The organism is Corynebacterium sp. HMSC08C04 (assembly GCF_001807495.1).
Lineage (GTDB): Bacteria > Actinomycetota > Actinomycetes > Mycobacteriales > Mycobacteriaceae > Corynebacterium > Corynebacterium simulans.
Map to the genome: position 1 here is coordinate 23,489 of NZ_KV789215.1, position 21,160 is coordinate 44,648.

Consider the following 21,160-nt stretch of genomic DNA (forward strand, 5'->3'; position numbering starts at 1 on the left):
AGCCCCTTATTGGGTACATTGTTCACTTATGAATAATCCACTGCTTTCTCCGTCTACTCTGCCCTACCAATTGCCACCTTTTGCCGAGATTAAAGAAAAGCACTTCCTCCCAGCATTTCACGAGGCTCTTCAGCTTCACGATGCCGAAATCGCCGCCATCGTAGATAATCCCGCCGACCCGACGTGGGAAAACACCGTCGAGGCACTAGAGAGCTCCGGACAAGACCTGGAACGCGTCATTGCTGTCTTTGCGAATCTCTCCGGAACCGATATCACCGACGGTATGGAGGCCATCGGTTCGCAGCTGTGGCCAGAGCTTTCCGCCCATCAAGATGCGATCTATCAAAATGCGGTTCTCTACGCCCGTTTGAAGGAAGTGGGCGTAGACGTGCCCAAGGATGAGGAATCCCAGCGTCTATATGCTCATTTGCTGCGTACGTTTGCTCGCAAAGGCGCGGACTTAGATTCCGCAAGCAAGGCCCGGCTTTCGGAAATCAATCAGCGTCTTTCGACTCTGTCTGAGGAATTCGGCCGCACGCTGATGAAATCAACCCGAAAACTCGCGGTGGAGCTCACGGAACAGGAGTTGGAAGGCCTGCCGGAGGAGCGGAAGGCCTCTGCGAGCGCGGATGCAAAAGCTCTGGGTCGTGAAGGCTTCGTAATTCCTCTAGAGCTGCCAACTGTGCAATCGGAGCAGGCCCGTCTCGTGCAGCCGGAGGCTCGTGCGAAGCTTTATGAGGCGTCTGCTCGCCGCGGCGAAGGAAACGCAGAAGGTCTCATCGAGGCGGTGCAGCTGCGTGCCGAACGCGCAGAACTTTTGGGTTTTGCCTCGCATGCGGACTACGTCATCTCTGAGGAAACTGCAGGAAATGCCCAGGCAGCTCGCGATATGCTCTTCCAACTAGCACCTGCGGCTGAGGCCAACGCAGAAGGCGAACAGAAGTTGTTCGCCGAGGCAGCGAGCCTGCGCGATGAGGACTTTGGCGCAGCGGATTGGCCGTATTGGGAGTCGCAGGTGCGTGCTCGCGATTTTTCGCTGGACGAGGAAGAACTACGCAAGTACTTCCCCCTCGAACAGGTCTTGGAGGAAGGCGTATTCGCTGCTGCAAATCGTCTTTACGGCATCGTGGTTGTCCCGCGTGATGACTTGGAGGGATATGCTGAGGGCGTGCGCGTGTGGGAGGTCTTCGACGAGGGCCAGGATCCCGCAGCGGACAAGGACAATGGCATCGGCCTGTTTGTCACTGATTACTTCGGCCGCCCCACCAAACGCGGCGGGGCATGGATGAGCGAGTTTGTGGGTCAGGCAGGTCTGCTTGAGCGCAAACCGGTGATCGTGAACGTCATGGGAATTACCAAGCCGGCCGATGGTTCACAGCCGCTGCTGAGTTTGGACGAGCTGCGCACCGTCTTCCACGAGTTTGGCCATGCGCTGCATGGTTTACTCTCGGATGTCCGATATCCCACTTTCGCAGGTACAAACGTCCCCCGCGACTGGGTCGAGTTTCCCTCGCAGATTAATGAGAACTGGGCATTGGAGCCAGCACTGGTGAAGCGTTACGCCCGCCACGTGGATACCGGCGAAGTCATCCCCGATACACTCTTGCAGGCAGTTTCGGAAGCCAGCGAGTTCGGCCAGGGCTTTGCCACGGTGGAATACCTAGCGGCCTCGATTGTGGACTTGGCGTGGCACTCGCTTTCATTCGACGAAACCGCAGACCTCAAGGCGGCGGAGGTTGCGCAGTTCGAGAAGCAAGCCCTAGCCAAGGCCGGGCTGAACGACCCGCTTATCGCGCCGCGCTACCGTTCCCAGTACTTCAACCACATCTTCGCCGGCGGATACTCTGCAGGCTATTACTCCTACCTCTGGGCCGAGGTCCTCGACGCCGATGGATTTTCTTGGTTCAAGGAAGAAGGCGCCGGTGACTCGGACGAGCAAGCTCGTGCAGCTGGCGAGAAATTCCGCAAGCTCATCTTGTCCAAGGGCGCATCGCGCGATTTCACCGAAACCTACCGCGAACTGCGTGGCCGAGACAAGGACGTCGAGCCGCTGCTCAAGCGCCGCGGCCTCGCTGGTGCTTAAGGCATGCGTGTAGGCGCAATCGCCTAAGCGATTGCGCTAGTTCTGGCAACTACAGCTGGGTTACTGCTAGGTAACGAAGGTAGGCGGAGCTTCGTACGGTGGCTGCCATGCCACCCGCCCACCGATGCGGAGCATGCGCCCGCGTTCGGGAGGCGCATTCGGGTCATCACCGTTTACACCGTTGTGGTAGGAACACAGCGGAACCATATTTGAAACGTTGGTTTCGCCACCGTGTCCCCAAGGCTCGATGTGGTGTATCTGGCAACGCTCAGCCGGAACTTTGCAATCCGGCCAGGCGCAGGTGGGGTTTTCTGCTGACAACATCTTTCGCTGCTTCGGCGAAGCAAAGCGCGACATGCGGTATAGATCCACCGGCCCTTCCTCGCGGCTAATCAGAGTAACGAATCCCTCGCCGGAAAAAGTATGCTCAAGATACTCCGCACCAGTCATTGTGGCACCGGAGGTAGTGCGCAAAATAACATCGCCATCACCGCGACCATTACCGCGCTGCAGCTCGCAATAATCCTCGAGGCGGACTACCACCATCGTGGTAGCCTGCGTGCGCACTCCACCCTCGGACTGCGACTCCAAGAAGCTCGCGCCAGGGCGAGACTGGTCGATGCCTTTGAATACATCCGTAATTCCCATGGAAGAACCAGTGACGGTCAGCGTGGCCAGACCGTTGGGGTGCTGGCGCAAAGTGGCACGTTCAGATGCCACCCGCGGCGGCTGCATCTCCTTGAGGCGTTTGCGCGCGAGCCTTTCTACCTCTGGCGACGCCGCCGCGCAGAGTTCGACGCGCAAATTCCACGCCGCTACTTTCTTCTTAACTCGCGAAACAAAATGTTCGATGCGCCGCAGGGTGCTCAGGCTATGCTGCTGGTTTCGCGCGTGTGCAACGGCGGTGCGTTGCTTCTTGCTAAACGACGTCGGCCCAAAATAGGTGCTGTGGAGCGCCAGAAGCTCGGCGGCATCAGCAGACGTGGCACCTAAAGAAATCAGCTGTGCGGCAGACATGCCTTCGCACTCAGCGACGAGGTCAACGCCTCGGCTGAGTGCTGCAAGGTATGTCTTAAGGCTCATAGCCATCAAGCTACCCAGGCCTTCTACCAGGCACAACGCCTTGGCACCCAGGATGGTCAAATTCGCAGCTATCTGGCGGTTTAAAGCTACACGCTTAAGCCTGCCAACCACCGCGCGTGGATGCGGTCATCGCCATTTTCTTCTGGATGGAAGCTCAAAGCGATGACGTTGTCTTCCCGTACTCCCACGACAACTGGAGTTCCGTCCCTCTCAGGAACGGTGGCAATTACTTCCACCCCTGCGCCATGCGAGGTAACAACAGGCGCGCGGATGAAAGACGCCTCCACAGCCAGATCCTCCTCATCCAAGCGCACGGGCACAGTGCGCTCTTCAGAGAAGCGCTGGTTACCGAATCCATTGCGGCGCACGACGACGTCAAGCACACCGAGGCTCTGTTGCCCAGGCGCCGGATTCTCCAGTTCACGGGCAGAGTAAATCAGTCCGGCGCAGGTGGCGAGGACGGGCAGGCCGGCACGGATGGCGTCGCGAAGCGGCTGCGCAAGCTCGAAGGCGCGAGCAAGGCGGTCGATGGTGGAAGACTCGCCGCCTGGAAACACGATGCCATCAAGGCCATCCAAATCCCGGGGCAAGCGCACGCGGGTTACGTGTGCGCCGAGAGATTCCAGAATCGCAACGTGTTCCTCGACGCCGCCTTGCAAGGCCAGCACGCCAATCGTCAGCGCTTTGCCAGTCTTACCAGCCACGTTCAGCCAAACGGTGCGGAGCCGGAACGTCAGCTACGTTGATGCCTACCATCGCCTCGCCGAGACCGCGGGAAATCTTCGCCAGCTCAGCCGGCTGGTCATACAGCGTGGCCGCCTTAACGATGGCCTCCGCGCGAGCAGCCGGATTGCCAGACTTGAAGATACCGGAGCCGACGAAGACGCCCTCGGCGCCCATCTGACGGACGAGTGCGGCGTCGGCAGGCGTTGCGACACCACCGGCAACGAAGAGCACGACCGGCAGCTTGCCTGTCTCTGCCACCTCTGCGACAAGGTCGTACGGAGCCTGCAACTCCTTGGCTGCGACATACAGCTCATCGCGATCCAGGTGCTGCAGGCGGGCAATCTCGCCACGAATGGTACGCAGGTGCTTTACTGCCTCGGAGACGTCGCCGGTGCCGGCTTCGCCCTTGGAACGAATCATGGCAGCACCCTCAGTGATACGGCGCAGCGCTTCACCCAGGTTGGTAGCACCGCAGACGAAAGGCACATCGAAGTCCCACTTGTTGATGTGGTTGACGTAATCGGCCGGAGATAGAACCTCGGACTCGTCAATAAAGTCCACACCGAGCTCAGCCAGGATCTGAGCTTCAACGAAGTGGCCAATACGAGACTTTGCCATCACCGGGATGGAAACCGCATCGACGATTCCCTCAATAAGGTCCGGATCCGACATACGAGCGACGCCGCCCTGCGCGCGAATATCCGCTGGCACACGCTCCAAGGCCATGACGGCGGCAGCACCAGCATCTTCGGCGATCTTTGCCTGTTCCGGGGTAACGACGTCCATGATGACGCCGCCTTTAAGCATATCCGCGAGGCCGCGCTTGACGCGGGTGGTTGCAATCTTGGAAGTATTTTCAGTCTTGTTTTCAGCCATGCGAATCATCGAACCGCATAAAGTGGTCCACAACAAGGTCCAATCTAGGTCATTTGGATTAGACCACTTTAAGATGAGGATATGAATTTAGGCCTCGACCCGGACGATTCGCGGACGCTGCCAGTGCAGATTGCGGCAGCCATCCGCGAGATGGTTGCCACTGGCGCACTGCTGCCAGGCGAGCAGATAGATTCAACCCGCACCTTATCGGCGCAGCTAGGCGTCTCGCGCGGAACTGTGGTAACCGCTTTCGATCAACTCATCGCCGAGGGCTACCTCGTCGCAAGCACAGGCTCCGGAACCCGCATCAATCCTCGCCTCCACCCCACCAAAGCCCCCGCGACCGCCCCGAAATCGCACACCCCACCGCCCCTCAACCGGGTGGAGCTAACCCCCGGCCTACCCGATACAACGAGCCTCATCACCCCCGAATGGCGTGCTGCCTGGCGCAACGCCGCCGCGCTTGCCAACGCTCCCCTTCTAACCCAAGAAATCGGTCACCACCTCCGCCACATGCGCGGCCTTGCGGTAGATCCGGATCGCATCCTCGTCACCGCCGGTGCGCGTGAGGGGCTTGCGTTGTTATTGCGGGGCGTCGCTAAGCAGCTGCGTATTGGCGTGGAATCGCCGGGTTATCCCAGTCTGCGCAAGGTACCGGAGGCTTTAGGCCATACCCTCGTGGAAGTACCTACCGATTCAGAGGGTGTGCGTGTTCCGCTAACGGACCTAGATGCGCTCATCGTCACTCCGAGCCATCAATATCCGTACGGCGATTCCCTCTCGGCTGCTCGTCGAACGGAGCTGGTGCGGTGGGCACGGGAGACGGGGGTACTCATCATTGAGGACGATTTCGACTCCGAACTGCGCTACGTAGGCCAACCTTTGCCCGCGCTGACTGCCCTCGAGCCCGAGCACACGGCGCTGTTGGGCACGTTTAGCTCGGTGATCTCCCCGACCATCGCTTGTGGATATCTCGTCGTCCCGGAGCACCTGCGCGAGCCGCTTGTGCAGCAGCGTCAGCTTTTTGGGCAGCCCGTGAGCTCTATTACCCAAGATGCGTTGGCGGGGTTTATGGCCAGCGGTGCGCTGCGCCGCCACACCGGCAAAATGCGCCGCGCTTACCGACGCCGCCGTGACCTAGTCACCGCCACCTTCCGCACGCTACCTGGCGTCGAGCTGCTGCCGATTCGCGGTGGTCTGCACGCTGTGTTGCTCTGCGAACGCCCAGCGGCAGCGGTGGTCACACGGGCAGCGGAACAGGGAATCGGACTTACTGCACTAGCTGATTACTGGGGCGGAGAGGAAGCACCGAACGGAGTCGTATTGGGCTTTGGCCACCTCAGCGACTTGGAATTGGCGCTAGCACTCGCTGCGGTCGCAGAAGCCGCATCTCTTTAATGGGTAGGATCTCGCACTGATTGCGCACTCATGCGCGTGCGCAGCCAACCTGCCTACGAGCATGCCTGGCGGCACTGAGCCGCGTGCAGGAAAAGCCGAAAGGGCCACGCATAGAACGTGACCCTTTAGTTGCTGCGCTAACGGTTTACTGCGGCTGCCTAGGACGTTACTTATCCTCAGCCTTTTTAGCGCCGGCTAGCTGCGAGAAGTTCTCGTTGAAATCCTTAAATCCCTTCGAGAAGGTGCCGAGGTTATCCATGAAGCCACCCATGATGTCCATCGGCAGTGGGAAGACGATGGTGGAGTTCTGGTCTGCGCCTAACTCCAGCACCGTCTGCAGGTAACGAAGCTGCAAAGCCGCAGGAGCCTTACCCAGCTCCTCCGCGGCTTCTCGCAGCTCGCGGGAGGACTGAAGTTCGCCGTGTGCGGAGATGACCTTGGCGCGACGCTCACGCTCGGCTTCTGCCTCGCGGGCAAGGGCACGCTGCATCATTTCTGGGATTTCCACGTCCTTGATCTCCACGATGCGGGTGATTACGCCCCAGCGCTCGGTCTGGCCGTTGATGATATTCGCAAGATCCTCGTTGAGTTCTTCGCGGTGCGCGAGGAGATCATCGAGATCCGCGCGGCCCAACAGGCTACGCAGAGTCGTCTGCGCGATTTGCGACGTAGCGACGGCATAGTTTTCCACTTCCAGCACGGCCTTGAGCGAATCCGTCACCTCGAACATGACCACGGCGTTCACGCGCACGGAGACGTTGTCCTTGGTAATGATTTCCTGCGGCGGGATGGTAAGTGTCACCACACGCTGGTCCACGCGCTCGAGCTTATCGATGCCCGGCCACATGAAATGCAGGCCCGGCTCCATGAGCGGACGCAGATGGCCGAATCGGAAGGCCACTCCGCGCTCGTACTGTTTGATGACTTTCAGCGAGTACATCAAAAAGACGATGATGAGCGCGACGATGATGCCGATGACGATCGGCCAGAAAACGAGTGCTGACATTAGCTAGCTTCTTCCTTCTTGCGTTCCGAGCGATAACGGCTGGACTTGCCGTACTTCGAACCATAGCGGTCGATTTGGGCGGCCAGCTCGGCTTCACGGTTGTCCATTTCGGGGACGACGATCTGCGGCGCATTCGATGGTGTATTCCACAGGTGGCGTGCCAACGGATAGACACCAAGACCGGTAATCACCAAGACGGTGGCAAGGGTGATAAGCACCTCGGACAGCGAGTGGTTGGTAATTAGGGACGACAGCGGGAGCAGGTAGCCCATAGCGGCCACCGCGAGGGCAATTCCGCGGTGGAAACGACCAGAGTCGGAGTGTGGCCATGGGTCGAGCTGCCGGGTGACTTCCCTGCCATGGTGGGAGACCGTGCAGGCATCCTTTACTGGACAGGTATTGCACACCGTGGGGTTGGCGCGGTAACGCATGACGCGGTTTTCCGGGTCAAAGCTCGACGGCCAAAGCCACTGATCCTCAGGGCACTGCCAGGCGTCGTGTTCCTCCAAGTAGCGGAAAGTGCCAGCGCGGTTAGCCATGGTGCGGTTGGCGGTTTGCTTCGCCATAGCATCAAAGCCCCACGCTACAACCAGAAGAAACAGGCCGTAGCACACCGCCAGGAGGGTAAAGATTCCTGGAGCTTGCATTATGTGTCCCTACTTCTTCTGATCCGGCTTATTCTGATTTGGCTTCTTCTGGCCAGGATTACCGTCCGCCCGCTTGTCGGAGCGGTAGGTGCCGCCCCACTTGGTGCGCGATTCGAACTCTGGGTCCTGTGGGCCAGAAGCTGCAGAATCGCCGCGGCCCGAGTCCGGGGCTTGCTCTTCAACGAAGGCGCCACGCTCGTCGATGTAGCCATAGCGGCGGCCTGCCACTCGTCCAGTGCTGTGCGCGCCGTCGCGGGTATCCACACGACCCTTTCCGCCGGAGACAAGGCCGACGCTGGAGGCAGCGCCCGCGACGGGCACCTCGCCGGCGTGATCGTCGTCGTCAGGCGCGATGATGCTAAACAGCGGATCCTTCGGGTGCTCTTCGATGGTCGGGATTTCCTTGTTAAACAGCACGCCCTTGAGCGCCATCCATAGGAACGGGATGATGCCGGCTAAGAACATGACGTCGCCAGGCATGCGCAGCCACTCCATGATGAAGTTGCCAGGCTCGGTGATGTAGCCCAGGGAACGTGCCTCGACGTATCCGGAAGCCACGGATTCGTAGAGCTGCATAACGCCCAACGGGAGCAGCGAAATAACAACCATCCACAGCAGACCGATGTTCTGCAGCCAGAAGGACCACGCCATGGCCTTGTCGGACCACTTTTCCTTCGGGATAAGGTAGCGCAGCGCGAACACGGACAGGCCGACGGCCAGGAAGCCGTATACGCCCATCATTGCGCCGTGTGCGTGGTTTGCGGTCAGCGCGGTACCGATCTCGTAATAAGAGACGATCGGCAGGTTGACTAGGAAGCCGAAGATGCCGGCGCCCAAGAAGTTCCAGAAGCCAACTGCAACCAGGAGCATAACTGCCCAGCGGTGTGGGAATGGGCGTTCGCCGGAGGCGCGCTGACGGGAACCGAGCTGCATGAAGGTCCAAGCCTCAACGGTCAGCAGGGTCAGCGGCACGACCTCGGCAGCAGAGAAGAAAGCGCCAAGTGCCATGTGCTCAACCGGGGTACCGGAGAAGTACAGGTGGTGCATAGTGCCCAAAACGCCACCGGTGGAGTACAAAATAATGTCCAAGAAGATGATGCCGAGGGCGATCTTTTCGCGGATGACGCCGAGAAGCACGAAGACATAGGCCACCATCACGGTGGTAAACAGCTCGAGGAAGTCCTCCACCCACAGGTGGACGACCCAGAAGCGCCAGAACTCGGCAACAGAGATATGGGTCTCGGAGCCAGCCAGGTTACCCACTGCATAGAAAGCAGGGATGGCGATGCCGGCGTAGAAGAACAGCCACGGCATATTGGACTTGTGTTCGTACTTCAGGCGGCCGCGCAGCTGGCGGAAGATGATGCCAATCCAGACAAACATGCCCACAGTGAGCAGAATCTGGAAGAAGCGCGGCAGGTCAAGGAACTCCCACTGCTGGGAGAACAGGGTGCCTTCCTTGATGTAGCCCATGGTGGACAGCCACTCGAAGGCCATGGAGCCAAAGACCACAAACGCGATGGCACCGAGCAGGAACCAAACCAGCCAGTGCTGCTTCTTCGGTTCCTTCTTGCCCACGAAAGAGGCCAAGAAAATACCGGCAGCAAGCAGGCCGCCTGCAGTCCATAGCAGCGACAGCTGGAGGTGCCAAGTACGCGAGACGTTATACGGCAGGATCTCCTGCAATGGGATACCGAAGAAGCCGGTTAGCTCCGTGCGGTAGTGCTGTGAGGCTGCACCCAGGAGCGCCTGGATGAGGAAGAGCAATGCGATGACAAGGACAAACCATGCCACGACCTTCTGCGACTTGGTAAGACCTACCTCGCCCGGCTGGGTGAAGTCGAGGTTTGGCGCCTCTTCTGCGTGCCAACCAATGGACTTAGACCAACGGCCATAAATCGCGAAGATAAGGCCGGTGCCGCCGATCAGCGCGATGAGCGAGAGCACAGACCAGACCACGAGGTCTGCGGTCGGGCCGTTATCCACGCGTGGCTCAGCCGGCCAGTTGTTGGTATAGGAGTAATCGTGGCCCGGGCGCTCTGCCGCAGAAGCCCATGCAGTCCAACCGAAGAAACCAACAAGGTTGTTGATCTGCTTTTTGTCTGTAATGAACTCAGATGGAAGTCCCTTGTTATGAGAGTCTTCGCCAAAGTACTTCGCGTAGTAGTCCTTGTTGGACTCGAAAGCAGCGATTTGGTTATCGGTCCACTTCAGTACACCAGTTGCTTCGTCGTAGCGGTTGGTGCGGAACTCCTGCTGGACTGCTTCTTCTGGAGTCGCGTCCGGGGAGATGAAATCGGGATAACCGTTGGCGTCGTTAAGCTCGCGTGCCTTATCCAAAGACATGCGGAGGTATTCCGCCGTGTAGTCAGGGCCTAAGTAGGCGCCGTGGCCCATGACGGAGCCGTATTGCTGCAGGCCGCGGGTTTGGTAGAGAGCCTGACCGTTCAGAATCTCATCCTTGGTCAGGATGGTCTCACCGGTGGTTTCGGAAACAATCTTTTCCGGAAGAGGCATAGACGCGTTGTAAGTGCGGTACGCCAAGAAACCCATGACTAGAAAGCCAAAGATCATGACTAAGGCGACGCCCTGCCCCCACACGCTGCTGAGCTTAAGGACCGGCTTGCGGCGGTCCTCGTGGCTAGTAGTGGTGGACATATATTTTCCTGTCTTCTCAATGTGCTGACGCTTAGACTGCGCGCCAAGGTGTCCCGAGGCAGAAGGCACCCACACCGATTATGGACGGAAAAACTAGAGTTAAATAGCTGGGCGCGCGCCCACCTTCCCCAAAGGCGGTCATACGGAAGGTTGACATCCGCCAATAGCTAGACCATTCCCCCATTGCTGACTTTCAGCTAATTTTTATATCTCCCCAAGTAAAACGCAATAATGTACGTCGACCACACCTCCCGATTTGCTTTATCTTTAAAGCGATTTCCCAACGATGTTAATTCGATCACCATTCGCAAAGCACTGCAAAAATCAGAGTACATAGAGGTTAACGCCACCAACCCCAACCTCAAAAGTTGTTTAATTCGGATTTTGTCGTATTATTTTAAGCATGACTTTCGCAGAGCACACCAAGCGCAACTGGCTAATCACCCTCTTTGCCACCATCTTCCTTGCGGCGATTGTTTCGATGATTTTTCTGAACGACCCACACCAAACCGTCACGGTCGCAATGGTCTTCATTGCGGCTGCCTTACTACTCTTCGGCGGAATCCTAGGCGGCTGGTACCTCATCCATCAGCGCGCGGGCTCCCAAAAATAGACACGCGCTAAACTCACACCGCGACTAGCGGTCGGCTACCTGCCGACCGCTTTGTCTGTTTTTATTCATTTCACTTGCTGGGCAAACGTCAAATTTTCTCCACATCCATGCCCATTATGAACCGCTTGGTCTAGTCTTTGCTCATGGCTACAAAATACGACACCAGCAACTTAGAAAACCTCGCCCTCGCTACCCGCTGCCTGCACGTAGGCCAGGATCTCGACGGCTCCACCAACTCTCGCAACATTCCGATTTACCAAACCACCTCCTACGTCTTTGATTCGGCCGAGCATGCCGCCGCTCGCTTTGCGCTTGCCGACGCCGGCCCCATCTACACCCGGCTGACAAATCCCACGGTGGACGCACTCGAGCGTCGTCTAGCGGCGCTCGAAGGCGGCGTAGCCGCAGTCGCCTTTGCCTCTGGCCAGGCGGCAGAAACCGCCGCCATCGAAACGCTGGCTGGCGCGGGCGACCACATCGTGGCCTCCCCTCGCCTCTATGGCGGAACGAATAGCCTTTTTACCCATACGCTGCACCGTCTCGGCATTGAAGTAACTCTGGTCGAGGAACCCGATGATCCGCAGTCATGGCAGTGCGCTGTGCGCGGAAATACCAAGGCTTTTTATGGAGAGACCTTCGGCAACCCGGTGGCAGATGTGCTGGATATTCCGGCAATCGCTGAGGTAGCGCATGCAAACCAGGTGCCGCTGATTGTGGACAACACCATCGCTACCGCGGCACTGGCGCGCCCGTTAGAGCTCGGCGCGGACGTCGTCGTCGCCTCCACCACCAAATTCTATTCCGGCTCGGGCTCGGCCATCGGTGGCGTCATCGTCGACGGCGGCACCTTTGACTGGACCGTTCAGCGCGACGGCAAGCCGGTGTTTCCGTTCTTCACCGAACCCGACGAAAGTTACCATGGCCTGCGCTTCGCAGACCTCGGCGAACCGGCTTTCGCACTGCGCGCCCGCGCTGGCATCCTCCGCGATACGGGCGCCGCAGTCTCGCCTTTCAACGCTTGGCTGACCTTAACCGGGCTGGAAACTTTGGAGCTGCGCGTGCAGCGCCACAACGAAAATGCCCAGGCAGTTGCGGAATTCCTCGAGGCGCATCCGAAGGCGGCCAAGGTCAATTACGCCGGCCTCGACTCGAGCCCGTATAAGACCACCAAGGAAAGGCTCGGCTACCAATACACCGGTTCGGTACTTTCTTTCGAAGTGGCCACCGAGTCAGGCGAACCCGCAGCGGCCACAGAAACCGCCTGGAAGTTCATCGATTCCCTCAAGCTGCATTCCAATCTGGCCAACATCGGTGATACCCGCTCGCTTGTGGTGCATCCGGCTACCACCACCCACTCGCAATCCAACGAGGAGGGGCTGCGAGTAGCTGGCATCACCCAAGCCACGATTCGCCTCTCCGTTGGTATCGAAGCAATCAACGACATCATCGCTGACCTCGAGCGCGGCTTCGCGGCCATCTAATCAAGAAGTCGCCATGACTGTGCCCAACTTGGCTTGTGAAGGTGAGCTCGAAGAAGTCGGCGTCGGCAAGCTGCGTACTGAAGCAGGCGCTGAAATTCCCGAGGTGCGTATCGCGTATCAACGGTGGGGCGAATTCGCCGGTGACCCGCACGGCAAGAATAACGTGCTGCTCATCGAGCATGCGGTGACCGGCGATTCCAACGTGGCCGACTGGTGGGCCGACCTGCTGGGCCCAGGCAAGGCTTTGGATACGCGGAAATGGTGCGTGATCGCCACCAATGCGCTGGGCGGCTGTGCTGGTTCCACTGGGCCCGCCAGCGCGCATCCCGACGACGGCCGTGCCTGGGGTTCGCGCTTCCCCGCGCTATCGATTCGAGATTTGGTGAGAGCGGAAAGGCAATTCCTAGAAGTCCTCGGAATCACCCAGGTCCATGCCATCATCGGTGGCTCCATGGGCGGGGCGCGCACACTGGAGTGGACGCTGCTGTACCCGGAATCCATAACCGCGGCCTGCGTCATTGCGGTATCAGCGCGGGCTTCGGGCTGGCAGATTGGCATTCAATCCGCACAGATTTCTGCCATTGAGCGCGACCCGTTCTGGCACGGCGGGGATTACTACGCAAGCGGCAAAACGCCTCGCGAAGGGCTCGCCGCCGCGCGCCGGATTGCCCACCTCACCTACCGCGGCGAACAGGAAATCGACGAGCGCTTCGGCGTCCAGGCACAACGCGGCGAGGATCCGCTCGGGCCTTACCGCGCGGGGAACCAGCGTTTCGCGGTCAACTCCTACTTGGACTATCAGGGAGAAAAACTCGCCCGCCGCTTCGACGCCGGCTCCTATGTAACGCTGACGGAGGCGCTCAACCGCCACGACGTCGGCCGCGACCGCGGCGGCCTCAACAAAGCGCTAGCAACATCGACTGTTCCCACGATGGTAGTCGGCGTGGACACGGACATCCTCTACCCGTATCACCAGCAGGAACATATCTCGCGCAACATTGGCAACCTGCTGGCCATGGCGAAAATCGTCTCCCCCGTCGGCCACGATGCTTTCTTGGCCGAAGCCCGCCAGATGGACCGAATCTTGCGTAACTTCCTTACGCTCTCGGCACCTGACGGACTGGAGTTGGAAACGGCGTTTAGCGGCAGCGAGTACTACATCTAAGACCCCAACGCATCGACTGAAACCGACAAAAACACCATCACGGCACCAATAACGCCGCTAAAGCACGCATCAAAACGGCGCGATCGGACCGCGAGGATGCCGACGATTTTCGAGTCACAGCTAAGCCGCACCAACGAAAGCCAAAGCAGGCCTGCACCAAGGACTACCGTGGCGCGGCGCCAGTGCTCGGAAATCGCGAAAACCGCAGAAAGCGCAACGGCGGCACAAAATAGCCCCACGGCCGCCCACTGCACGGACGCGGGTAGGCGGGAGGGCCGCAGGTTGGCGTCGTGCGGGTTATCGAGGTTTAGCTCCGGGGCCATCTACTGCTGGCCCGCTAACTTTTCTGCGCGCTCCACGATGTTAGACACCAGGAATGCGCGGGTCAGCGGGCCGACACCGCCCGGGTTCGGCGAGACGAAGCCGGCCTTGTCCCAGACGTCTGGTGCGACGTCGCCAGCCAACTTGCCATCAACGCGGGAAACTCCGACGTCGAGAACCGCGGCGCCTTCCTTGATCATGTCTGCGTTGAGCATATGTGCCTTGCCGGCCGCTGCGATGATGACGTCGGCAGCGCGCGTCTCGGCAGCCAAGTCCTTGGTACCGGTGTGGCAGAGCGTAACGGTGGAATTTTCACTGCGGCGGGTAAGCATCAAGCCGATCGGACGGCCAACAGTCACACCACGGCCGATGACGACGACCTTCGCTCCATCCAGCTCCACGCCAAAGCGACGCAGCAGGTGAATGCAACCATTCGGGGTGCACGGCAGCGGGGCATCCTCGTTCAAAACCAGCTTGCCCAGGTTGACCGGGTGCAGGCCATCGGCGTCTTTTTCCGGATCAATCTTGGCCAGGATCTTGTTTTCATCCAGGTGCTTAGGCAGCGGCAGCTGCACGATGTAGCCGGTGCAGCCGTCGTCTTCGTTTAGCTCGTCGATGACCTTTTCCAGCTCCTCCTGGCTAATATCCGCCGGAAGGTCCTTGCGGATGGAGTTGATTCCCAGCTGTTCGCAGTCGCGGTGTTTCATCTTCACGTAGGAGTGCGAGCCCGGGTCATCGCCCACCAGCACGGTGGCCAGGCCAGGCTGGATGCCCTTTTCCTTGAGGGCCTCGACGCGGGTTTTCAGATCCGCAAAGATCTCGTCACGGTACAACTTGCCATCTAGTTTGGTTGCGCTCATGCGCTCCATCCTAGACTTATGCCCATGAGCCAGCTGCACATCGTCTTTGATAATCCCGTGATCCCCACCAATACCGGCAACGCAATCCGCACCGCCGCCGTCACTGGAGCGTCCCTGCATCTCATCGAACCGCTCGGATTCAACTTCGATGACAAGCACCTAAAGCGCGCCGGCCTGGACTACCACGACCTTGCTGACCTGCACATCCACAAGGACTTCGACGCCTGCATGGATGCACTGCCCGGCGCGCGCGTGTTTGCTTTTAGCACGCATACCGATAAGTGGTTCACGGACGTCGAGTTCCAAGAAGGCGATGTCCTACTCTTTGGCACCGAGCCCACCGGCTTGCCGCCAGAGCATCTTAATCACCCACGTATCACCGAGCAGGTGCGCATCCCGATGGTCCCGGCGCGCCGTTCGATGAACCTGTCTAACGCGGCGTCGACAGCCGTGTATGAGGCTTGGCGCCAGCTGGGGTTTAAGGGCGCTGTCTAGGACAATTGTCACAACGATTAGGTAAACCATCATTCGGTTAGGGTAACTTTATAACCGAATTTGAAAGGATGCCTAGTCATGTTGCCTTTGCACGTACGCTCAGGCGAGTCGACCTCCCACAACTCGGCCTACTCCCTGCCGGTCGGTTCTACTGTTACCCTGCGCCCCGAATGCCTGGATTGCGTGCATAATCCGGCCATGGCCCGCCGCTTGGGCGAGCTGGGCATCCGCCCGGGAGCATGCCTAACCGTCGGCGCGCATGTGGCAGGTGGCGCGCGCATCGTCGCGGTTGGCTCCTGCCGCTACGCCATTGACCGCCAGACGCTGCAATCAATCGGGGTTTAGTGATGAGTGCTGTAACGCCCAGCTGCCATGGAAATCCGGGCGGGGCGCTGGCTCCCGCGGGCGCTGCCATCATCGCCATGGTGGGTGCTCCGAACTCCGGCAAGTCTACGCTTTTTAATGCGCTAACCGGTTCGAAGGTGCAGACCGGCAACTGGCCGGGCACGACCGTGGAGGTCAGCCGCGGCGCATGGAATATTGCGCATTCGTGTTGCCCGGCCGAGGTTGCCGATCTCATTGACTTCCCCGGCAGCTATTCTTTGGATCCGCTCAGCCCGGATGAGGCGCTCACGCGCACCATGCTTTACGACGCCGCCCCTGCCGAGCGCCCCGATCACGTCATCGTCGTGGTCGACGCGACTGCGGTTGCGCGCGGGCTCAACTTGGCGTTTCAGCTCGCAGAGCTTCCCTACCGGCTCAGCATCGCGCTGACCAAGCTGGACGTGGCACAAGACCAGGGCTTACAGGTGGATGCCGATGCGCTCGCGAGGGCCACGGGAATCCCGGTGGTCTGTGTGGATGGCCGCCGGCGGGAAGGATTGGAGCGCCTGCGTGAGACGGTGCAGGTTTCCCTCACTAAGGAGCCACAGGTCCTGCGCGAAGACGCCAGCATCGACGCCCGCTTTGCGGATCTCGACGCCGCCACCAAAGCAGCGGTGCACACGCAGTCCCAGCCGGTCACGCGTTCGCAGCGCCTAGATGCGATAGCGCTGCACCCGGTAGCGGGCCCGTTGCTTTTCCTCGCGGTGATGTGGCTAGTCTTTCAGATAACCACCACGGTGGCCGCTCCTCTGCAAGACGGCTTGGAGGCGCTCGTCTCAGGGCCCATCTCTGACGCAGCACGCCACCTGCTGGAGGCAATCGGCCTTCAGCATCCGCTGGTAGAGGGCTTGCTTGTCGACGGCCTTATTGGCGGCGTCGGCATGGTCCTCACCTTTGCACCCCTGATGGCGCTGATGTTTTTGTGCCTGGCCGTGCTGGAGGATTCTGGCTATATGGCCCGCGCGGCAGTGGTTACGGACCGTTTCATGCGCGCCATCGGCCTGCCAGGCAAGGCATTTTTACCTATAGTTGTAGGCTTTGGCTGCAACGTTCCTGCCATTGCTGCGACCCGCGTGCTGGGTTCGCCGCGGCATCGCATCATGACCTCGCTGCTTATCCCGTTTACCTCCTGCTCTGCCCGGTTGGTGGTCTTCGTGATGCTGGCGGAGACCTTCTTCCCGGGTCATGCCGGCAGCGTCGTTTTTTGTATGTACGTCATCTCCATCGCTCTGCTTATTCTGGTGGGATTGGTGCTGCGCGGCACGTTGTGGCGGGCTGTGCCGCAGGACCCGCTGGTCATCGATCTTCCGACGTACCAACTTCCCACCTTCCGCCTCGCCATGTCGGTGATGTGGACGAGGCTGAAGGGATTTCTGCAGACTGCCGGCGGCATCATCGTCTCCACGGTGGTGGTCATCTGGCTGCTCATGGCGATTCCCGTAGGCGCTGATGGGGTTTCCCTGTCTGACTACAAGTCGCCAGCTCCTGAGGATTCAGCTTATGGCGCTATCTCGCGCAGCATCGCTCCGGCCTTTGCCCCGGCGGGCTTTGATTCTTGGTCGCTCGCGGGCCCGCTAGTGACGGGGTTTGTGGCCAAGGAAGCACTGATTTCCACGTGGTCGCAGACCTACGCAGTAGACGACGTCACCGACGCCGCACCCGAAGAACAGGCATCGAGCCCCTTAAGCGAGAAGGTGCGCGCCGACTTCGCCACAGCCTCCGACGGAAATACGAACGCTGCAGTGTGGGCGTATATGCTCTTCCTGCTCGCCTATACCCCGTGCGTGGCAACGCTGGCTGCCCAGAAACGGGAGATTGGCTGGCGCTGGACACTCTTCGGTTTCGCGGTGCAACTATTTACCGCTTGGGCCTTGGCCGTGGTCGCCTTCCAGCTCTTGAGGCTGCTATGACCTCGCCCATTGCTCAGGTAAAGGACGCGATTTCCTCCGGCACCACCACCCGCGCCGGAATCGCGCACGTAACGGGCCTTAAAATCGGCACGGTCAATCTTGTGATTTCACACCTGCTCTCCACCGGGGAGCTAAACGCCGAAACGCTCAACTCCTGCCCCACCAGCGGATGCGGTTCCTGTACTGCTGCAGCCCACTGCGGCACAGCCTCCGCCAACCCCGGACGAAAGCGCGGTCCAGTCTTGCTTAGTCTGCGCCGGCCTCGCCCGGCGCCGGCATCGTAGCCTCGTGCTCCATCGAAGGCAGTTGGCGTTGCCGCAGGCGGGTGAGAAGCTCGGCGGCGTCGGCAAGCGCAAGCTGCTTTCCCGCCATTCCAACGGGACCCTTAACCAGATCGAAGCGGATGTTTTGCACGCCCAGCAGCTGATTGAGCGGGCCGGCTTGGACCGTCAGTTCCTGGATATGCGGAGTGCCCACGACCATCACCCGACGCGACAGTCTTCCTGAATGCACAACGGCGACGTCCTCGCCCACCAACGTGACCGCCTGCTGGCGCACATCCACCGGCGAGGCCAACCAGGCCTTACGCGGCGACACATAGGTGGGGTGGGTGTGCCCCTCTGGCTGGGCGTAATACTCGATCTGCGCGGCATCAAGATCGGAGACCAGCTCTAGTACGCGCAGCGCCTGCTCCCGCGTGCCCACCGGCAAGATGCGCGTGGAGCCCGACTGCTTGCCGCCGCCCACCGCGCCGTACCCGGCCACGGAAACCTGCACCTCGTACCAGCCAAACATGCGCCACAGCAGCGGCTGGGTAACCCGCACCGCATGAATGCGCGAACGCCGGATCGTCTGGCGGCGGCGGTCAGCCAAGCCGTAGGAGATGTTGAGTACCTCATCGTGGCCGTCGTAGCGGGATTGGAAGCGCCACGAGGTATCGATGAGATTCCAAATATTGGGCACAAAGCCCACCACGATGGGCACCGTGGCGGCGCGGAAATCCGGCAAAGCGAGGAAAATCGCCATGACTACAACCGCAATCAGCGTGGGCAAACGCAGCGCCTCCGCCGCCAGCGTGCGACCAACGGGGATTTCTGGAATCAGCTGCCAGCCCTGCTCTTCCGCCGGAGCTACCTGCCCGACCGCCTCGGAACCGGCATCCTCCGACACCGCCGAACGGCTATGCACGTGGGTCAGAAGCTCCTCGCGCAACGCCATGGCCTCTTGCCTGCGCAGAAAGGAAATCTCAATGACAGAGGCCGTGCCGCCGGCTGTTTCCACGCGCACTGCAGCCAGACCAAATAACCGCGCGATGACGGACTCCACCACGTCGACAGCCTGAATGCGGTCATAGCGTGCGGAGCGAAAAGACGTGGAAATCACGCCGTGGCGCAGCGCCACCTCATCGGGGCCGAGCTTATAGCCCAGCTTGCGCCACCAGATGGCGGAGACATACCAAATGCCCAGGCAGACCACGACGAAGCCGCCGAGCCCCGCGAGCGTTCCAAGGCCAATGTCACTCCAGTGCCCGCCGCGCAGGTAGGCCGCGATGTCGGAGAGCATCTCCAAGTTGAAGTTGAGCACGCAAATGGCCAGAAACGCGAAGATAACCGACCAAAAGCGCAGCAGCGGCGTCAGCCGGTGCACACGGCGATAGCCTTCCCTATCAACTGGGGCGCGGTCCTTGCCCAGCCGGTGCCGTCCGTTCACAGTCCGCTCATCCTCTCGCGCGCCTTCACGGCGAGGCGCTCGCGCAATGCATCGGCGTCAGCGGCTAAAAGGCCTGCAATTTTCGCATCTGAGCTTGTCGACGCCGTGTGAATCTTCACCCTTTTCAGCCCCAAGGACCGCTCGATGGGGCCGGCGGAGACGTCCACGAACTGGATGCGGCCGAACGGAACAATGGTCAGGCGGTACCACAGCTTGCCGCGGGTAATCACCAGCTCATCGTCAGTCTCCTTCCACCCCATATTCGCCACCTGCGCGGGGATAAGCCAGAGCAAGTAAACGAACCACACTCCCCAGGCTCCGGCGAACCAGTACCAAAATGAGCTGGCGAAGTATCCCGCAACCGCGAAAGCGATAGCAAAGCCTGCCGACCAGCTCAGGTGGTGAATATAGCGAGCTGTGGTCAGCTTCCGGGAGACCGGATGCATGTCTGGAGGAAGGGCGGAGCGCATGCCGCCTATGCTAACAAAGCCTCAGATTTCTTTACAAAGTGTTGGGTTTATGCAACACTTTGGTTTATGTCCCCAAAGAAAAAGCCGTCTTCCCCAATTTTCAATAGGGTTCGGTTGCTCCGAGTCGAGAGGGACATGTCGCGCGCCCAGCTTGCCGACGCCGTCGGGGTCAACCCCCAAAGCATCGGCGCCCTTGAGCGTGGCGATCACTCTCCCAGCCTCGACCTCGCATTCAGCATCTGCGAAGTATTCGGCCTCCCTGTCGAAGCCGTCTTCTCCCGCACCGAATTCCAGCCGCTATCCACCGAGATCTATCGAAAGGACTAACTGCTCATGGCAACCACAGCTGCTAAAGCTCGCGTCACAAATCGCAACCGCCTCATACGCCTCGCCGACGTCGGGCTTGCAATCATCGTCTTATCCATCCCGCTGCAGTTCTGGGACGATTTCACGTCCTTCATGCTGGCCTGCTTGGGTAGCTGTGTAACCGGCTTCGGCGTGTCCAAGCTACGCAAGACTATCGACTCCGCCGACCTACCCACTATCGAACTCGACGAGTACATGCTGCAACTTCATATAGAGGCCCGCGAAGATGGACTTAAGCTCGCCTTGTTTTCTTCCATGTTCATGTTCGTGGCCTGCGGCGCTATTGCTCTTGGAACCCGCTTTCTTGATTCCATGGACGGAATCTTCGTGGCCAGCTTGTTCTTCAAGCTGATCATGCTGCAAATGCTGTGGGTTCCATTCACCGTGGCCAAGTCTCTGGCAGGCAAATTCAACCGCGACGAACTAATTTCTGGGGATTAATCATGCCTATCCGCACCAAGTACTTCTATTCCAGCTTCGTCGGACTGTTCATTGCACTCGCCGCTATAGCAGTCAATCCCTTCTCCAACGTCATTGCGATGTTCTTGTGGGTCGGCGGCCTTGCCTGGCTCGTTATCTGCCTGGGGCGCCTTCAAGTTCTAATCGGAAAAGACAATATGGACCCAGCCTTCGCAGACGAATATCAGCGCAGCCGCATCGATCGCGCGCGCAGCAACGTCTTCAAGTACGCGTATTTTGCCCTCGGCAGTTTAATGGTGCTGATGCTCTGTCTGCCGTTGCTCGACCTAGTTGGACAAGACGTTCCATGGCCGGAAATCGTGCGCTGCCTAGGCATGCTTGCCGGCGTATTGATGTTCGGGGCATCGCTGACTCTGCTCGGCACGATCGCCCTTGGCATGGACACCGATGATCGTGCCGAACTCGTAGCTTCCTAGACCCCTTTTTAA

General features: G+C 59.7%; 22 protein-coding genes. 12 read left to right on the forward strand and 10 right to left on the reverse strand.

Annotation, left to right across the window (positions count from 1 at the left end; genetic code table 11):
• Window positions 1-28: 28 nt before the first annotated feature.
• Window positions 29-2,083 (forward strand): M3 family metallopeptidase, encoded by a 2,055-nt coding sequence (locus HMPREF3169_RS07105; protein ID WP_070456029.1) that lies wholly within the window; start codon window positions 29-31, stop codon window positions 2,081-2,083.
• A gap of 66 nt (window positions 2,084-2,149) precedes the next feature.
• On the opposite strand, the gene HMPREF3169_RS07110 is transcribed toward HMPREF3169_RS07105, so the two are convergent.
• The 3 genes from HMPREF3169_RS07110 to pdxS form a co-directional block, all read right to left on the reverse strand.
• Complete coding sequence (locus HMPREF3169_RS07110; protein ID WP_070456049.1) at window positions 2,150-3,166, reverse strand: HNH endonuclease signature motif containing protein; 1,017 nt, start codon at window positions 3,164-3,166, stop codon at window positions 2,150-2,152.
• An 86-nt stretch (window positions 3,167-3,252) separates the two neighbouring features.
• Window positions 3,253-3,846, reverse strand: a complete 594-nt coding sequence (pdxT, locus tag HMPREF3169_RS07115) for a pyridoxal 5'-phosphate synthase glutaminase subunit PdxT (RefSeq protein ID WP_082778550.1) — start codon at window positions 3,844-3,846, stop codon at window positions 3,253-3,255.
• A gap of 13 nt (window positions 3,847-3,859) precedes the next feature.
• A complete protein-coding gene (gene pdxS / locus HMPREF3169_RS07120; protein ID WP_061920831.1) occupies window positions 3,860-4,768 on the reverse strand; it encodes a pyridoxal 5'-phosphate synthase lyase subunit PdxS in 909 nt (302 codons plus the stop codon).
• Between the two features lie 81 nt (window positions 4,769-4,849).
• Between pdxS and HMPREF3169_RS07125 the strand changes: the two genes are divergently transcribed.
• On the forward strand, window positions 4,850-6,166 hold the full coding sequence (locus tag HMPREF3169_RS07125) for a MocR-like pyridoxine biosynthesis transcription factor PdxR (protein WP_061920697.1): 1,317 nt from the start codon (window positions 4,850-4,852) through the stop codon (window positions 6,164-6,166).
• Window positions 6,167-6,332: 166 nt separating this feature from the next.
• Here HMPREF3169_RS07125 and HMPREF3169_RS07130 read toward each other — a convergent pair whose 3' ends face one another.
• Genes HMPREF3169_RS07130 through HMPREF3169_RS07140 form a run of 3 tightly spaced genes read right to left on the reverse strand, consistent with a single transcriptional unit; the run spans window position 6,333 to window position 10,477 of the window.
• Window positions 6,333-7,172 carry an SPFH domain-containing protein gene (locus tag HMPREF3169_RS07130; RefSeq protein ID WP_061920695.1) on the reverse strand — a complete coding sequence of 280 codons (840 nt, stop codon included), beginning with the start codon at window positions 7,170-7,172 and terminating at the stop codon, window positions 6,333-6,335.
• Window positions 7,172-7,819 carry a hypothetical protein gene (locus HMPREF3169_RS07135; protein WP_061920693.1) on the reverse strand — a complete coding sequence of 216 codons (648 nt, stop codon included), beginning with the start codon at window positions 7,817-7,819 and terminating at the stop codon, window positions 7,172-7,174. Before HMPREF3169_RS07135 ends, HMPREF3169_RS07130 begins: the two co-directional genes overlap by 1 nt.
• A 9-nt stretch (window positions 7,820-7,828) precedes the next feature.
• Window positions 7,829-10,477, reverse strand: a complete 2,649-nt coding sequence (locus HMPREF3169_RS07140) for a nitric-oxide reductase large subunit (RefSeq protein WP_070456030.1) — start codon at window positions 10,475-10,477, stop codon at window positions 7,829-7,831.
• A 403-nt stretch (window positions 10,478-10,880) separates the two neighbouring features.
• On the opposite strand from HMPREF3169_RS07140, the gene HMPREF3169_RS07145 reads away from it, so the two are divergent.
• From HMPREF3169_RS07145 to HMPREF3169_RS07155, 3 genes are all read left to right on the forward strand, one after another.
• The gene (locus tag HMPREF3169_RS07145; protein WP_061920689.1) at window positions 10,881-11,090 is read left to right on the forward strand and encodes a hypothetical protein; all 210 of its coding nucleotides are present in this window, start codon (window positions 10,881-10,883) and stop codon (window positions 11,088-11,090) included.
• Window positions 11,091-11,233: 143 nt separating this feature from the next.
• Window positions 11,234-12,571: an O-acetylhomoserine/O-acetylserine sulfhydrylase gene (locus HMPREF3169_RS07150; RefSeq protein ID WP_061920687.1), complete on the forward strand. Its 1,338-nt coding sequence runs from the start codon at window positions 11,234-11,236 to the stop codon at window positions 12,569-12,571.
• A gap of 13 nt (window positions 12,572-12,584) precedes the next feature.
• A complete protein-coding gene (locus HMPREF3169_RS07155; protein ID WP_061920685.1) occupies window positions 12,585-13,736 on the forward strand; it encodes a homoserine O-acetyltransferase MetX in 1,152 nt (383 codons plus the stop codon).
• Here HMPREF3169_RS07155 and HMPREF3169_RS07160 read toward each other — a convergent pair.
• A complete protein-coding gene (locus tag HMPREF3169_RS07160) occupies window positions 13,733-14,059 on the reverse strand; it encodes a DUF3017 domain-containing protein (RefSeq protein ID WP_061920683.1) in 327 nt (108 codons plus the stop codon). The genes HMPREF3169_RS07155 and HMPREF3169_RS07160 overlap by 4 nt on opposite strands.
• Window positions 14,060-14,917: a bifunctional methylenetetrahydrofolate dehydrogenase/methenyltetrahydrofolate cyclohydrolase gene (locus HMPREF3169_RS07165; RefSeq protein WP_061920681.1), complete on the reverse strand. Its 858-nt coding sequence runs from the start codon at window positions 14,915-14,917 to the stop codon at window positions 14,060-14,062.
• 24 nt (window positions 14,918-14,941) lie between these two features.
• Here HMPREF3169_RS07165 and HMPREF3169_RS07170 point away from each other — a divergent pair, with 24 nt between their 5' ends.
• The 4 genes from HMPREF3169_RS07170 (at window position 14,942) to HMPREF3169_RS07185 (ending at window position 17,990) form a co-directional block, all read left to right on the forward strand.
• Window positions 14,942-15,412 (forward strand): tRNA (cytidine(34)-2'-O)-methyltransferase, encoded by a 471-nt coding sequence (locus HMPREF3169_RS07170; RefSeq protein WP_061920678.1) that lies wholly within the window; start codon window positions 14,942-14,944, stop codon window positions 15,410-15,412.
• Between the two features lie 78 nt (window positions 15,413-15,490).
• Window positions 15,491-15,757, forward strand: a complete 267-nt coding sequence (locus HMPREF3169_RS07175; protein WP_061920677.1) for a FeoA family protein — start codon at window positions 15,491-15,493, stop codon at window positions 15,755-15,757.
• 2 nt (window positions 15,758-15,759) lie between these two features.
• Window positions 15,760-17,706: a ferrous iron transport protein B gene (gene feoB, locus HMPREF3169_RS07180; protein ID WP_061920675.1), complete on the forward strand. Its 1,947-nt coding sequence runs from the start codon at window positions 15,760-15,762 to the stop codon at window positions 17,704-17,706.
• The gene (locus HMPREF3169_RS07185) at window positions 17,703-17,990 is read left to right on the forward strand and encodes a hypothetical protein (RefSeq protein WP_062035793.1); all 288 of its coding nucleotides are present in this window, start codon (window positions 17,703-17,705) and stop codon (window positions 17,988-17,990) included. Before feoB ends, HMPREF3169_RS07185 begins: the two co-directional genes overlap by 4 nt.
• Here the strand turns inward: HMPREF3169_RS07185 and HMPREF3169_RS07190 are convergent.
• Together HMPREF3169_RS07190 and HMPREF3169_RS07195 are read right to left on the reverse strand one after the other, a co-directional pair.
• A complete protein-coding gene (locus HMPREF3169_RS07190) occupies window positions 17,953-19,416 on the reverse strand; it encodes a PH domain-containing protein (protein WP_082787632.1) in 1,464 nt (487 codons plus the stop codon). The genes HMPREF3169_RS07185 and HMPREF3169_RS07190 overlap by 38 nt on opposite strands.
• On the reverse strand, window positions 19,413-19,862 hold the full coding sequence (locus tag HMPREF3169_RS07195) for a PH domain-containing protein (RefSeq protein ID WP_070432689.1): 450 nt from the start codon (window positions 19,860-19,862) through the stop codon (window positions 19,413-19,415). The genes HMPREF3169_RS07190 and HMPREF3169_RS07195 overlap by 4 nt, the downstream gene beginning before the upstream one ends.
• Window positions 19,863-19,952: 90 nt before the next feature.
• On the opposite strand from HMPREF3169_RS07195, the gene HMPREF3169_RS07200 reads away from it, so the two are divergent.
• Genes HMPREF3169_RS07200 through HMPREF3169_RS07210 form a run of 3 tightly spaced genes read left to right on the forward strand, consistent with a single transcriptional unit; the run spans window position 19,953 to window position 21,148 of the window.
• Window positions 19,953-20,213 (forward strand): helix-turn-helix transcriptional regulator, encoded by a 261-nt coding sequence (locus HMPREF3169_RS07200; protein WP_061920672.1) that lies wholly within the window; start codon window positions 19,953-19,955, stop codon window positions 20,211-20,213.
• Between the two features lie 6 nt (window positions 20,214-20,219).
• Window positions 20,220-20,693, forward strand: coding sequence for a hypothetical protein (locus HMPREF3169_RS07205; protein ID WP_061920670.1), 474 nt, complete (start codon window positions 20,220-20,222; stop codon window positions 20,691-20,693).
• Between the two features lie 2 nt (window positions 20,694-20,695).
• Window positions 20,696-21,148: a hypothetical protein gene (locus tag HMPREF3169_RS07210; RefSeq protein ID WP_061920668.1), complete on the forward strand. Its 453-nt coding sequence runs from the start codon at window positions 20,696-20,698 to the stop codon at window positions 21,146-21,148.
• The last annotated feature ends 12 nt before the right edge of the window (window positions 21,149-21,160 follow it).

Bases quoted from the DNA above. Each gene is read 5' to 3' on its own strand.
- HMPREF3169_RS07105 (WP_070456029.1), top strand. From the start codon at position 29: ATGAATAATCCACTGCTTTCTCCGTCTACTCTGCCCTACCAATTGCCA.
- HMPREF3169_RS07110 (WP_070456049.1), bottom strand. From the start codon at position 3,166: ATGAGCCTTAAGACATACCTTGCAGCACTCAGCCGAGGCGTTGACCTC.
- pdxS (WP_061920831.1), bottom strand. From the start codon at position 4,768: ATGGCTGAAAACAAGACTGAAAATACTTCCAAGATTGCAACCACCCGC.
- HMPREF3169_RS07125 (WP_061920697.1), top strand. From the start codon at position 4,850: ATGAATTTAGGCCTCGACCCGGACGATTCGCGGACGCTGCCAGTGCAG.
- HMPREF3169_RS07130 (WP_061920695.1), bottom strand. From the start codon at position 7,172: ATGTCAGCACTCGTTTTCTGGCCGATCGTCATCGGCATCATCGTCGCG.
- HMPREF3169_RS07135 (WP_061920693.1), bottom strand. From the start codon at position 7,819: ATGCAAGCTCCAGGAATCTTTACCCTCCTGGCGGTGTGCTACGGCCTG.
- HMPREF3169_RS07140 (WP_070456030.1), bottom strand. From the start codon at position 10,477: ATGTCCACCACTACTAGCCACGAGGACCGCCGCAAGCCGGTCCTTAAG.
- HMPREF3169_RS07145 (WP_061920689.1), top strand. From the start codon at position 10,881: ATGACTTTCGCAGAGCACACCAAGCGCAACTGGCTAATCACCCTCTTT.
- HMPREF3169_RS07150 (WP_061920687.1), top strand. From the start codon at position 11,234: ATGGCTACAAAATACGACACCAGCAACTTAGAAAACCTCGCCCTCGCT.
- HMPREF3169_RS07155 (WP_061920685.1), top strand. From the start codon at position 12,585: ATGACTGTGCCCAACTTGGCTTGTGAAGGTGAGCTCGAAGAAGTCGGC.
- HMPREF3169_RS07160 (WP_061920683.1), bottom strand. From the start codon at position 14,059: ATGGCCCCGGAGCTAAACCTCGATAACCCGCACGACGCCAACCTGCGG.
- HMPREF3169_RS07165 (WP_061920681.1), bottom strand. From the start codon at position 14,917: ATGAGCGCAACCAAACTAGATGGCAAGTTGTACCGTGACGAGATCTTT.
- HMPREF3169_RS07170 (WP_061920678.1), top strand. From the start codon at position 14,942: ATGAGCCAGCTGCACATCGTCTTTGATAATCCCGTGATCCCCACCAAT.
- HMPREF3169_RS07175 (WP_061920677.1), top strand. From the start codon at position 15,491: ATGTTGCCTTTGCACGTACGCTCAGGCGAGTCGACCTCCCACAACTCG.
- feoB (WP_061920675.1), top strand. From the start codon at position 15,760: ATGAGTGCTGTAACGCCCAGCTGCCATGGAAATCCGGGCGGGGCGCTG.
- HMPREF3169_RS07185 (WP_062035793.1), top strand. From the start codon at position 17,703: ATGACCTCGCCCATTGCTCAGGTAAAGGACGCGATTTCCTCCGGCACC.
- HMPREF3169_RS07195 (WP_070432689.1), bottom strand. From the start codon at position 19,862: ATGCATCCGGTCTCCCGGAAGCTGACCACAGCTCGCTATATTCACCAC.
- HMPREF3169_RS07200 (WP_061920672.1), top strand. From the start codon at position 19,953: ATGTCCCCAAAGAAAAAGCCGTCTTCCCCAATTTTCAATAGGGTTCGG.
- HMPREF3169_RS07205 (WP_061920670.1), top strand. From the start codon at position 20,220: ATGGCAACCACAGCTGCTAAAGCTCGCGTCACAAATCGCAACCGCCTC.
- HMPREF3169_RS07210 (WP_061920668.1), top strand. From the start codon at position 20,696: ATGCCTATCCGCACCAAGTACTTCTATTCCAGCTTCGTCGGACTGTTC.